10 protein-coding genes are annotated in these 11,788 nt (G+C 67.9%); 5 read left to right on the forward strand and 5 right to left on the reverse strand.

Features of this window, described 5'->3' with window-relative positions; all coding sequences use genetic code 11:
- The first annotated feature begins 46 nt into the window (after window positions 1-46).
- The 4 genes from ftsZ (at window position 47) to recN (ending at window position 6,118) form a co-directional block, all read left to right on the forward strand.
- Window positions 47-1,759 (forward strand): cell division protein FtsZ, encoded by a 1,713-nt coding sequence (ftsZ, locus tag DWF00_RS08780; protein WP_114827226.1) that lies wholly within the window; start codon window positions 47-49, stop codon window positions 1,757-1,759.
- Window positions 1,760-2,199: 440 nt separating this feature from the next.
- Complete coding sequence (lpxC, locus tag DWF00_RS08785; protein ID WP_114827227.1) at window positions 2,200-3,144, forward strand: UDP-3-O-acyl-N-acetylglucosamine deacetylase; 945 nt, start codon at window positions 2,200-2,202, stop codon at window positions 3,142-3,144.
- A 309-nt stretch (window positions 3,145-3,453) separates the two neighbouring features.
- A complete protein-coding gene (locus tag DWF00_RS08790; protein ID WP_425453074.1) occupies window positions 3,454-4,374 on the forward strand; it encodes an outer membrane protein assembly factor BamD in 921 nt (306 codons plus the stop codon).
- 58 nt (window positions 4,375-4,432) lie between these two features.
- Window positions 4,433-6,118, forward strand: coding sequence for a DNA repair protein RecN (gene recN, locus DWF00_RS08795; RefSeq protein ID WP_114827228.1), 1,686 nt, complete (start codon window positions 4,433-4,435; stop codon window positions 6,116-6,118).
- Here recN and aidB read toward each other — a convergent pair.
- On the reverse strand, window positions 6,115-6,936 hold the full coding sequence (gene aidB / locus DWF00_RS08800; RefSeq protein ID WP_114827229.1) for an AidB family quorum-quenching N-acyl homoserine lactonase: 822 nt from the start codon (window positions 6,934-6,936) through the stop codon (window positions 6,115-6,117). The genes recN and aidB overlap by 4 nt on opposite strands.
- A gap of 229 nt (window positions 6,937-7,165) precedes the next feature.
- Between aidB and DWF00_RS08805 the strand changes: the two genes are divergently transcribed.
- Entirely contained in the window at window positions 7,166-9,208 is a 2,043-nt protein-coding gene (locus DWF00_RS08805) for a DEAD/DEAH box helicase (RefSeq protein ID WP_114827230.1), read from the forward strand.
- Window positions 9,209-9,608: 400 nt separating this feature from the next.
- On the opposite strand, the gene DWF00_RS08810 is transcribed toward DWF00_RS08805, so the two are convergent.
- The 4 genes from DWF00_RS08810 to DWF00_RS08825 all read right to left on the reverse strand — a co-directional run bounded on the left by DWF00_RS08810 (window position 9,609) and on the right by DWF00_RS08825 (window position 11,725).
- Window positions 9,609-10,031 (reverse strand): type II toxin-antitoxin system VapC family toxin, encoded by a 423-nt coding sequence (locus DWF00_RS08810; protein WP_114827231.1) that lies wholly within the window; start codon window positions 10,029-10,031, stop codon window positions 9,609-9,611.
- Window positions 10,031-10,303 carry a type II toxin-antitoxin system VapB family antitoxin gene (locus tag DWF00_RS08815; protein ID WP_114827232.1) on the reverse strand — a complete coding sequence of 91 codons (273 nt, stop codon included), beginning with the start codon at window positions 10,301-10,303 and terminating at the stop codon, window positions 10,031-10,033. The genes DWF00_RS08810 and DWF00_RS08815 overlap by 1 nt, the downstream gene beginning before the upstream one ends.
- A 132-nt stretch (window positions 10,304-10,435) precedes the next feature.
- Complete coding sequence (locus tag DWF00_RS08820; protein ID WP_181832456.1) at window positions 10,436-10,747, reverse strand: hypothetical protein; 312 nt, start codon at window positions 10,745-10,747, stop codon at window positions 10,436-10,438.
- Window positions 10,748-10,903: 156 nt separating this feature from the next.
- Window positions 10,904-11,725 (reverse strand): DUF2189 domain-containing protein, encoded by an 822-nt coding sequence (locus DWF00_RS08825; protein WP_425453076.1) that lies wholly within the window; start codon window positions 11,723-11,725, stop codon window positions 10,904-10,906.
- Window positions 11,726-11,788 lie beyond the last annotated feature (63 nt).

Genomic DNA, 11,788 nt, shown 5'->3' on the forward strand with positions numbered 1-11,788 from the left:
GGGACGGCTCCCGCCAGGCGCCGGACAGGTTTCAGAAGAGGCAACCATGGCGATGAATCTGCAAGCCCCAGACATCCGGGAACTCAAGCCCCGAATCACTGTGTTCGGCGTCGGCGGTGCCGGCGGCAACGCCGTCAACAACATGATCGAGGCCGGTCTCGACGGCGTCGATTTCGTCGTCGCCAATACCGACGCGCAGGCTCTGGCGCTCTCTCGCGCCCCGCGCATCATCCAGATGGGCCTCCAGGTCACCGAAGGCCTCGGCGCCGGCTCGCAGCCGGAAGTTGGGCGCGCGGCGGCCGAGGAGGTGATCGACGAGATTCGCGATCATCTCGCCGGCGCGCACATGGTCTTCATCACCGCCGGCATGGGCGGCGGCACCGGCACGGGCGCTGCGCCCGCGATCGCCCGCGTCGCCCGCGACATGGGCATCCTGACCGTCGGCGTCGTCACCAAGCCGTTCCAGTTCGAGGGCCATCGCCGCATGCGCATGGCCGAGGCCGGCATCGGCGAGCTGAACGAGGCGGTCGATACCCTGATCGTCATCCCCAACCAGAACCTGTTCCGCGTCGCCAACGAGACCACCGGCTTCGCCGATGCGTTCGGCATGGCCGACCAGGTGCTCTACTCCGGCGTCGCCTGCATCACCGACCTGATGGTTCGCCCCGGCCTGATCAACCTCGACTTCGCCGACGTGCGCGCCGTGATGCGCGGCATGGGCAAGGCGATGATGGGCACGGGCGAGGCCCAGGGCGAGAAGCGCGCGCTGACCGCGGCCCAGGCCGCGATCAACAACCCGCTGCTCGACGACGTCTCGATGAAGGGCGCGCGCGGCCTGCTGATCTCGATCACCGGCGGGCGCGACATGAAGCTCTACGAGGTCGACGAGGCCGCCACCCGCATCCGCGAGGAGGTCGATTCCGAGGCCAACATCATCGTCGGCGCCACCTTCGACGAATCGCTCGAGGGCACGGTGCGCGTCTCCGTGGTCGCGACCGGCATCGACAAGCCGATTTCGACCCAGGCCGAGGTCGACGAGACCGAAGCCCGCATCGCCCAGGTCGCCGAGCGGCTGAAGGCCGAGGCCCGCCTGCGCAACGCCACCACAGCGCTGCGCCCGGCTTCCGCCCCGGTCCAGCCCGAGCCGGTCATGGAGCTGCGTCAGCCGCTGATCGTCGAGACCCTGCGCCAGCCCGCGCCAATGCCGCAGGCCATCGCGGAGGACATCCGCATCGAGCCGATGCAGCCGCGCCCGGTGATGGCGGCCCAGCCGATGGTCGAGCCGGTCATGGTCCAGGAGCCGGTCCACCACCACCACCCGGAAGAGAGCTTCATTCCGCCGGCCCCCGAGCGCGCCGTGGTGCGCCCGACCCGGATGCCGCGGATCGAGGACCTGCCGATGCCGGCCCAGAACCAGATCGCCGCGAGCCGCGGCGTCCAGGCCGTGCCGCAGCCGCCGGTCTCGGCCGACCAGAAGCGCATGTCGCTGATGCAGCGCCTGGCCTCGGTCGGCTTCGGCCGCAAGGACGACGAGGCCGAGGCTCCGGCCCCGGCTCCCGCGCCGCGCCAGGCTCCGCCGGTCCAGGCCGCACCGCAGGCTCCGAGCCCGGCCCATGCCGAGTACATGCGCCGCCCGGTGCAGCAGCCGGCTGCCCGGCCGGCCCAGGGCCAGCTCGATCCGCATGGCCGCGCCGCCCCGGCCCGCAGCGAAGAGGACCAGCTGGAGATCCCGGCTTTCCTGCGCCGCCAGGCCACCTGACGTTACGAAAGATGAGTCGGTCCGGACGGTGGCGATTTCGCTTCCGCCCGGACCTCTCGCATGTTACTAACTGATTGATATAAAATGGTTTATTCTGCGATTCGCTGAGGCGGGGCGCCGTTGCTCCGCGGCCTCCACTGTGAGCGTCACAAACTTGTAACAAGGCCCGGATCGCGCCAGCGCCCGGGCCTTGTTCATATTTGAAAAACCATATTTCTCAATGGGATGGTTAAGTTTCTCTGGCCAGATCCGCTTGTTACAGAGCGAAAGAAAGCGTGATTTTGTGACCTTGGGCGCAGCGGGTATGTTGCGGCTGCACAAAAGGGGACAAACGGCGCCGGGCTCACGCCCACGCCGGATCGCTGAGGACCGTAGACGCATCAGAGTGCCTGTGCCTTGCGCGGAGCTGGATTCGTTTGCGTTCGAGATTGGATACCGGAATGATTCTTGATCGGCAGACCACCCTTCGCGCTCCCGTTACGCTGCAAGGCATCGGCGTCCACTCGGGAGCCGCTGCCGGTATCTGTCTGCGTCCCTCCAGCGCCAATTCGGGCATCGTCTTCCTGCGCAAGGAGACGGAGAGCTCCCCGGCCCAGCTCATCCACGCCAAATACACCAAAGTCAGCGCCACCGAGCTCTGCACCGTGATCGGCGACCGCGCCTCGGCCTCGGTCGCCACCATCGAGCATCTGATGTCGGCCTGCTCCGGCCTTGGCCTCGACAACGTGCTGGTCGAGATCGACGGTCCGGAAATGCCGATCATGGACGGCAGCGCGGCGGAGTTCGTCGCGGCGATCGAATCGACCGGCCTGGTCGCGCTCGGCGCCAACCGCCGCTACCTCAAGATCCTGCAGCCGGTGCGCGTCGAGCATGGCCGCGCCTTCGCCGAGCTGGTGCCGTTCGACGGTGGCTTCCGCCTCGATGTGGAGATCGATTTCGACACGGCGGTGATCGGCCGCCAGCGCAAGGTCCTCGACCTCGAGCCGAGCGCCTATGCCAGCGAGATCTCGCGGGCCCGCACCTTCGGCTTCATGCGCGATGTCGAGCAGCTCTGGAAGGCCGGCTTCGCGCTCGGCGCCTCGCTCGACAACACCGTCGCCATCGGCGACGACAAGGTGATCAATCCCGAAGGCCTGCGCTATGCCGACGAGTTCGTGCGCCACAAGGTGCTCGATGCGGTCGGCGACCTTGCCCTGGCCGGTTATCCGATCCTCGGCGAGTTCCGTTCCTATTGCGGCGGCCACCGGATGAACGTGAAGATCCTGGAAGCCCTGTTCGCGGATCGTGCGAACTACACCATCGTCGAGGCCGCGCCGGTCTATGCCCATCACGGCGCGCAGATGGCTGCGGCCGCCCCGGCCGCTTTCGCGCCCGACCTGAACTGAGCTCCGCTTCGCGCCAGAGCCGGATGATTTCAGGTGAAATCGCTTTGCGATTCCACCTGAAATCTGAATCCGTCTCTCATCAAAGAGTGAGAGCATGATGTCGTCCGAAAACCGGTACCCACTTTTCGGCATCATGCTCTAGAGTTCGGCCGAACCGGCCTCGTGCCTTGCATTCGCCCGGTTTGTGTCGAATGCCCGGCAGGCTTCGCTTGTTCGCAACCCGGCTTTGAACGGTAGCGCAGGCGGGGCGTCTGAGGTAAAGGGCATCCTTCGCCATCCTGCGGTGACGAACGAAAGAGGACGGACGACGTGAGCGTCAAGCGGCTGAACACCCCAATCACCGGAAACGTGCGGTCGCTGCGGCCGGGCGCGGCCCTGGCGCTTGGCGTCGCCCTGATGCTGGGTGGCTGCGACACGCTGTCCTCGCTCAACCCGTTCGACCGGCCCGAGGTCTACAAGCCGGAGATCACCCCGGAAGTCCCGGCCGACAAGCTCTACAACGAGGGCCTCGCCCGCCTGCAGAGCGGCGACAGCGAAGGCGCGGTCAAGCGCTTCGAGGACATCGACAAATCGGCGCCGTTCTCGCCCTATGCCAAGCGCGGCCTGATCATGACCGCCTATACGAATTTCCAGGCGCAGAAATGGGATGAGGCGATCACCGCCTCGAAGCGCTTCATCGCGCAGAACCCGGCGAGCCCCGACGCGGCCTACGCGCAGTACATCCTGGCGATGTCCTACTTCAACCAGATCCCGGACTCGACCCGCGACCAGGAGCGCACCGCGCTCGCCCTGCAGACGATGCAGGAGCTGCTCGATAAGTATCCGCGCTCCGAATACGTCCTGGACGTCAAGGAAAAGATGCTGAAGGCGCGCGACCAGCTCGCCGCCAAGGAGATGAACGCCGGCCGCTTCTATCTCGAGAAGCGCAACTATACCGGCGCGGTGAACCGCTTCCGGGCGGTCATCACCCAGTACCAGACGACGCGCCATGTCGAGGAGGCGCTGATGCGCCTGACCGAGGCCTATATGGCGCTGGGCATCACCAACGAGGCGCAGACCGCCGCGGCCGTGCTCGGGCACAACTTCCCGGACAGCCCGTGGTACAAGGACGCCTACAGCCTGCTGCAGAGCGGCGGCCTAGAGCCGCGCGAGGATCGCTACTCCTACATCAGCAAGGCGTTCAACGGCTTCACCCGCACGCTGATCGGCGTCGTCGGAATCGGAGGCTGACCGCCCGGTCGGCGGATGACGACCCCATGTTTCGCCACCTGACCTCCGGCTGACCCCAATGCTGGCCCAGCTCTCGATCCGCGACATCGTTCTGATTGACCGGCTCGACCTGGCCTTTGGCGCGGGGCTGAGCGTGCTCACCGGCGAGACCGGCGCTGGTAAATCGATCCTGCTCGACGGTTTCGCGCTGGCGCTCGGCGGGCGCGGCGATGGCGGCCTCGTGCGCCATGGCGAGGCGCAGGGGCAGGTCAGCGCCGTCTTCGACCTGCCGCTCGACCATCCCGCCCGCAAGCTGGCGCAGGCGCAGGAGATCGATACCGATGGCGACCTGATCCTGCGCCGGGTGCAATATGCCGATGGCCGCACGCGCGCCTTCGTCAACGACCAGCCGGTCAGCGTCCAGATACTGCGGATGATCGGGGCGGCGGTCGTCGAGATCCATGGCCAGCATGACGACCGGGCGCTGACCGACGCGGCCCAGCACCGCACGATCCTGGACGGATTCGGCGGGCTGGAGGCTTTGGCCGAGACGACTGCCTCCGCGAGCGAGAGCTTGAAGCGGGCGCGCCAGGCCCTGCAGGCGCAGCGCATCCGGGTCGAGGCGGCGCGCAAGGAGGCCGATTTCCTGCGCCATGCCGTGACCGAACTCGGCAAGCTCGCGCCGAAGCCCGGCGAGGAGGAGGCGCTCGCCAGCGAGCGCCAGGTGATGATGCAGGCGGAGAAGGTCTCGCGCGACCTGATCGACAGCTATGAGGCGGTCGGCGGCCAAGCCTCGCCGATCCCGGCGCTCTCGGCCGTGCTGCGCCGGCTGGAGCGGCGCGGCGCGCAGGCGCCGGCCCTGGTCGACCCTTCGCTGGCCGCGCTCAACACCGCGATCGTCGCGCTGGAGGAGGCCGGCGAGACATTGGCTGCGGCCATGCGCGCGGCGGAATACGACCCGCGCGTGCAGGAGCGCGTCGAGGAGCGGCTGTTCGCGCTGCGCGCGGCCGGCCGCAAGTTCGACGTGCCCGTCGATGCGCTGGCCGACCTCGCCGCGCGGATGAGCGCCGACCTTGCCGATCTCGACGAGAGCGAAGGCTCGCTCTCGCGGCTGGAGGCCGGGCTGGCAGCGGCGGAGGCGCATTACCTCAAGCAGGCGCAGGCGCTCTCGACGGCGCGCCACAAGGCGGCCGCCAGGCTCGATACCGCCGTGAAGGCGGAGTTGCCGCCGCTCAAGCTGGAGCGGGCGCGCTTCATCACCCAGATCGACAGCGACGAGACTGCGCGCGGCACGGAAGGGTTCGACCGGGTCGAATTCTGGGTCGAGACCAACCCCGGCACGCGGCCGGGGCCGATGATGAAGGTCGCCTCGGGCGGCGAGCTCTCGCGCTTCACGCTGGCGCTCAAGGTCGTGCTGGCCGAGCGCGGCTCGGCGCCGACGCTGGTCTTCGACGAGATCGACACCGGGGTCGGCGGCGCCGTCGCCGATGCGATCGGCGAGCGGCTGTCGCGGCTGGCCGGGCGTGTGCAGGTGATTTCGGTGACGCATGCACCGCAGGTCGCGGCGAAGGCTGGCCAGCATTTCTTGATCGCGAAATCGGCGAGCGGGGCTGATGCGGCCGCCCGCACGGTGACGCGCGTGACCCCGCTGAAGGACCAGACGCGCCGCGAGGAGATCGCGCGCATGCTCGCCGGCGCCTCGATCACCGAAGAGGCGAGGGCGGCGGCCGGCCGGCTGCTCAGCGCGGCCGGCGTGCGGGGTTAGGCCGCGACGACTTCGAAGCCGTCGGCGAGGGCCCGCACGCGGTAGAAGCCGCGAATGTGCCCGCCCGAGACGACCCAGCCCTCCCGGGCCGCCTGTGCAAGGACGCTGCGGCGCGTTCTTGCGGCCATCGCGCCATCGAGATCGTATTCGAGCCCGATCTCGGGATCCGCGGCCTGCAGCTCCGGCAAGTGCAGTGCGTCGCCCCAGAGCATCAGGCTCTCCTGCGCGCCGTGGATCAGATAGCCGGAATGGCCATGCGTATGCCCGGGCAGCGCCTGAAGCTCGATCCCCGGCAGGATTTCGCCCGGGCCGATCAAACGAACCCGCTCGCCGTAGAGCCGCTGCAGCCGCTCGGCGATGTCGAAGCCGCCCTGGCGCGCCTTCGGCAAGGTGGCGCGGGCGGCCTGATCGGTGAAGAAGGCGAGATCGGTTGCCGGAACCCAGATCTCGGCCTGCGGAAAATGGGGCTCCTCTCCGTCGAACAGGCCGAGCGCATGATCGCCGTGGAGATGGGTGATCAGGACGCGCCCGACCTCGCCGGCCGACAGGCCGGCCGCAACGAGGGCGGTGCGGGCGTGGCCGTAGGCTTCTCCCCATGCCGTCCCGGTCCCGGCATCGACCAGCATGAGCCCGTCCGGCCCGCGCAGGGCGAAGCAGTTCACGTCGATGCCGAAGGAGGGCTTGCCCCAGGCCGCGAGGGCCGCATGGCGCGCCTCGGCTCCGGCGGTGTGGGTGAGAACCTCGGAAAACGCCTCGAAGACGCCGTCCTTGAGGAGGAGCACCTCGAACGAACCGAAGCGGCGTGATGTCTTGTCCATGCGAACTGGCCTCTGGTCGTCCGCCACGCTTAGACCACGCGCCTGCGACAGCCGGCAATCGGGCGGGGGGCTGGTAGGCTCCCGCTCCATGCATGCCCCGGCCTTTTGGCATGCTCCATTCCCTTTTGCGCCATTCTGCTCTATGAGCGGCTGAAATGTCGCGGCGTCGCGCTTCGCTGCGCCCTTCGGCACGCATGCTGGCGTGCCGCAACCCAAGGCCTGACAAGAGATGTCCTTCCTCCCCACGAGCCCGCCGCTCGCGCGTGCGCTCGCCGAACGCAATTACGACGAACCCACCCCGGTCCAGAACGCGGTGCTGGAGGAGGCGGCTGTCGGCCGCGACCTGCTGGTCTCCTCGCAGACCGGTTCGGGCAAGACGGTGGCCTACGGGCTCGCCATCGGCGAGACGCTGCTCGGTGGTGCCGAGACGCTCGGGCGCGCCGGCCAGCCGCTGGCGCTGATCATCGCGCCGACGCGCGAACTCGCGCTCCAGGTCCAGCGCGAGCTCGGCTGGCTCTACAAGCAGACCGGCGCCCGCGTGATCTCCTGCGTCGGCGGCATGGACCCGCGCCGCGAGGCGGCCCTGCTCGACGAGGGCGCGCATATCGTCGTCGGCACGCCCGGCCGCCTGCGCGACCATATCGAGCGGCGCCGGCTCGACGTCTCCGCCCTCAAGGCCGTGGTGCTGGACGAGGCCGACGAGATGCTCGACCTCGGCTTCCGCGATGACCTCGAATTCATCCTGAAGACCGCGCCGGCAGAGCGCCGCAGCTTGCTGTTCTCGGCGACCCTGCCGAAGGCGATCATCGCGCTCGCCAAGAGCTACCAGCGCGATGCGCTGCGCATCGAGGTCGCCGGCGGTTCGGGCGGCCATGCCGATATCGACTACCGCGCCATCCGGGTCTTCCCGAAGGAGACCGAGCTTGCGGTCGTCAACCTGCTGCGCTTCCACGATTCGCCCTGTTCGCTGGTGTTCTGCAACACCCGCAACGCCGTGCGCCATCTTGAGGCGATCCTGCTCGAGCGCGGCTTCTCGGCCGTGGCGCTCTCGGGCGAACTGAGCCAGAGCGAGCGCAACTCGGCGCTCCAGGCGCTGCGCGACGGGCGGGCGCGGGTCTGCGTCGCCACAGACGTCGCGGCGCGCGGCATCGACCTGCCCGGCCTGACGCTGGTGATCCATGCCGAGCTGCCGAACGATCCCGAGGTGATGCAGCACCGCAGCGGCCGCACCGGGCGCGCCGGCAATCGCGGCACGAGCGTGCTGCTGGTGCCGGTCTCGCGCCGGCGCAAGGCCGAGATGCTGCTGGGCGAAGCCAAGGTCGAGGCGACATGGGCCGGCCCGCCGACGCAGGAGGAGATCCGCGCGCTCGACCAGGAGCGGCTGCTGCAGGACCCGCTGCTGAGCGGCGAGGCGAATGCGGATGATGCCGCCATGGTCGAGGCGCTGCTCGCCGGCCGCTCGGTCGAGGAGATCGCGGCGGCGCTGGTGCGGGTCTACCGCTCGCGGCTGCCGGCAGCCGAAGAGGTCGGCGATCCGAATTTCGGCCGCGACGAGCGCAAGCCGCGCGCCGAATACGGCGAGGGCCGCGGCTTCGACCGCGACAGGTCCGACAGCCCGAAATCCGATGGCCCGCGCAAGGCCGGGCCGCGCGGCGATACCGTGTGGTTCCGCTTGAATATCGGCCGCAAGGACGGCGCCGATCCGCGCCAGCTCCTGCCGATGTTGTGCCGCCGCGGCAAGATCACGCGCGACGAGGTCGGCGCCATCCGCATCTTCGACCGCGAGACCAAGGTCGAGATCGACGCCGATGTCGCCGAGCGCTTCGCCGCGCTGGCGAGCGCGGACGATCGCGACAAGATCGTGATCGAGCGCGTCGATGGCGAGGGCGAGCGGCGGCCGGCGAAGCCGTTTGGCGAGAAGCCGCATCACAGCGCCGCGACCCGCTCGCAGCATGAGCACCGCGAGGGCGAGCGCGCTCATTCCGGCCCGCCGCCCAAGCGCAAGTCCTATGAGGGCAAGGGCAAGCCGTTCGGCGCTCCCAAGCCCTATGATCCGGTGCGAACCGACCGCGAGCCGCACGGGGATGCCCCCGCGCCGTTCAATCCGGGCTCAAAGCCGCATCCGGGCAAGGCGGGCGGCGGCAAGCCCTTCGCCAAGCCGTTTGCCGGAGGCAAGCCGCGCTTCGAACCGCGCGACGGCGGCCCGGGCGGCAATGCGCCGGGCGGCAAGCCATTCAAGCGCAAGAAGCCGCGCCCGGACGAGCGCCGCTAGAGCATCGGACCGAAAAGTGGAATCCGGTTTTCGGGAAAACCCGATGCAATAACAAAAGCCTAGATCGCTACTTTGCGTCCGAAAGGACGCACGGCGATCTAGACGAGTCGTCGGGATGTCTCCTTGCCGGCGGCGTCCTCACGTCTCGCCTGCGCTGGCTCAGCGCAGGCCGAGGAACGACAGGATCGCAAGAACGACGACGATCAGCCCGACGATGTAAATGATGTTGTTCATGAAAAGCCCCCGGCTTGAAATGGACGACCGCACCCCCTCGAAACGCAACGCCGTGGGGGGCGGTGCTGATTGAACCGGATTTGGCGGCAAAGGTTCCGGACTGCGGCGGGACGGTAGCGGCGGCTTGCTGCGCGCTATCGGTGGGGAGCAGCGAGGAAGTCTTACATCAGGCGAGGTCGGTCTCGCTGAAATCCTTGCCCTTGTAGAGTAGCGGCACGCTTTTCGCCTTGGCGCAGGCATAGGCGAAGCAATCGCCGAAATTGAGTTGGGCGGGGTGGCCGACCGATTTGCCGTAGAGCTTGGCGGCGCCGAGAGCAGCGCGGCCGATCTCGGGAGAGACCTGGATTTCTTCGGCGCCGATCGATGCGACAAGCTCGGATACTGCTTGTTGCGCCCTGCCAATCAGAGCTGCGTCGTTTCGCATGCCGGTCTCGCGCGCCAGTTTGGCAGCGAGCGACATCGTGGCCTCGTAAAGGGTCAGTGGCGAAACGTAGAGTGCTCTCTCATAGCCGTTGATCTGGCGAGAGAGTTCGAGACCGTCAGGTTCACTCGCCAGGATCGCCACGATGGCGGAGGCGTCGAGATACATTAGTCGTTCTCGCCCCACATTTCGTCCGTAAACGCCTTCATATCGAAGTCGTTCGTACCGCTCAGGCCTTGTGCCGCCACTTCGGCACGGATCGCATCGACCATGGCGATGGCCTTGTCGAAGCGTGTGCTCGGCGGCAAAGCTGCATTCAGATGCTGCAACTCATGTTCGAGCGCGAGCCGCACGGCCGCGGTCTTGGTGCGGGACTTGGTGAGTTCCTGCACCTTGACTGCCAGGGCATCGACCTCGTCGTCGCGGATGTAGAGCGGCATGTGAATATTCCTTTGCGCATATTCAGGATATTCGTCTCCGAATATTCACGCAAGGCTTTGGCGCTGCGGTCCCCGATTGCGAGCGAGGGAGCCGGATCACTCCGGCTCCCTCGCTGCGGGATCAGTGCAGTCTCAGCGGCAGATCGTGACCGGGCGGACGACCGGGCCGATGCCGGGCACGAAGCCGCGGCGCATCACCTTGTAGCAGCCGCCGCCGTAATAGCCGCGGGCATAGACCGGGCGGTGGCCCCAGCCGCGATGGCCGTAGCCGTAGCGCCCGTGACCGTAGCCGCCGCGGCCGTAATGGCCGTGATGGCTTCCCCCACCGTGCCAGCCGGGAGCCGCTTCGGCCGAGGTCGAGGTGGCGAGCGAGCCGGCGATGAGGGCGCCGGTGCCGAGGACGAAGGCCGTGGCGATGGCGGTGAAGGTCGTGCGGACGGACATGATGATCTCCCTTGCTTGCGCTTGCGAGGCCCGCATCATGCGGCCTCATGCCAGTTCGTCGCGGCGGCGGCGAAACAGGTTCAAAACGGCGCAAAGTTTTTTTGAAGGGAGGTCATCGCGGCCGGACGGAGCTGCGCCCGGCCGCTTGGGGCAGGCCTATTTCTCGATGACCTTACGATAGAGGTGCCAGGTCGCGTGGCCGAGGACGGGCATGACGATGATCAGGCCGACCAGCACCGGCAGGCAGCCGAGCACGAGCAGGGCGGTGACCATCAGGCCCCAGACCAGCATGACGCGCGGATTGGCCTCCACTGCCGAGATCGAGGTGCGCACCGCGGTGGCGAGGTCGACATGCCTGTCGATGATCAGCGGGAAGGAGATCACCGAGATCGAGAAGGCGGTGAGCGCGAACAGGGCTCCGAGCGCGTTGCCGGCGACGACCAGCGTCCAGCCGTTCGCTGTGGTCAGCACGTCGGTCATGAAGGCCTCGACGGAGGTCAGCGGCGCATCGCCGAGCAGCCAGCGATAGAGCACCCAGGCGACGATCAGCCAGGTCAGGAAGAGCCCGGTCAGGATGGCGCCAAGCGCGGTGATCGTGCCGATCGAACGCGATCTCCAGATCGCCAGCGCATGGCCCCAGGACGAATCCATGCCGCGCTCGCGGCGCCGGCTGATCTCGTAGAGCCCGATCGCGGCGAAGGGGCCGAGCAGCGCGAAGCCCGCGACCAGCGGGAAGAGCAGCGGGAAGATGTTGTAGCTCACCGTGAGCTGGGCCAGCAGCACGCCCGCGACCGGATAGATCAGCGCGATGAAGAGGAGATGGCTCGGCTGCGCCTTGAAATCCTCGTAGCCGCGCCAGAGCGCGTCGCGCAGGTCGGCCGTGGTGATGGTCCGCACGCGCGGATCGGCTGCGTGCTGCGTATGCCCGGTTACCTGGTTGCGTTCAGCGTTGGAGATCATACCGTCGAGATTTGCCATGGCGTTCCTCCGGTTTCGGCCCGGTTCGCCAGCAGCCCTCTTGACGCGATCCTTGGGTCAAGC

Source organism: Allobosea caraganae (assembly GCF_003351345.1).
GTDB lineage: Bacteria > Pseudomonadota > Alphaproteobacteria > Rhizobiales > Beijerinckiaceae > Allobosea > Allobosea caraganae.

Excerpts from the sequence above, each read along its gene's own strand:
- ftsZ (WP_114827226.1), top strand. The coding sequence starts at position 47 with ATGGCGATGAATCTGCAAGCCCCAGACATCCGGGAACTCAAGCCCCGA.
- lpxC (WP_114827227.1), top strand. The coding sequence starts at position 2,200 with ATGATTCTTGATCGGCAGACCACCCTTCGCGCTCCCGTTACGCTGCAA.
- recN (WP_114827228.1), top strand. The coding sequence starts at position 4,433 with ATGCTGGCCCAGCTCTCGATCCGCGACATCGTTCTGATTGACCGGCTC.
- aidB (WP_114827229.1), bottom strand. The coding sequence starts at position 6,936 with ATGGACAAGACATCACGCCGCTTCGGTTCGTTCGAGGTGCTCCTCCTC.
- DWF00_RS08805 (WP_114827230.1), top strand. The coding sequence starts at position 7,166 with ATGTCCTTCCTCCCCACGAGCCCGCCGCTCGCGCGTGCGCTCGCCGAA.
- DWF00_RS08810 (WP_114827231.1), bottom strand. The coding sequence starts at position 10,031 with ATGTATCTCGACGCCTCCGCCATCGTGGCGATCCTGGCGAGTGAACCT.
- DWF00_RS08815 (WP_114827232.1), bottom strand. The coding sequence starts at position 10,303 with ATGCCGCTCTACATCCGCGACGACGAGGTCGATGCCCTGGCAGTCAAG.
- DWF00_RS08820 (WP_181832456.1), bottom strand. The coding sequence starts at position 10,747 with ATGTCCGTCCGCACGACCTTCACCGCCATCGCCACGGCCTTCGTCCTC.
- DWF00_RS08825 (WP_425453076.1), bottom strand. The coding sequence starts at position 11,725 with ATGGCAAATCTCGACGGTATGATCTCCAACGCTGAACGCAACCAGGTA.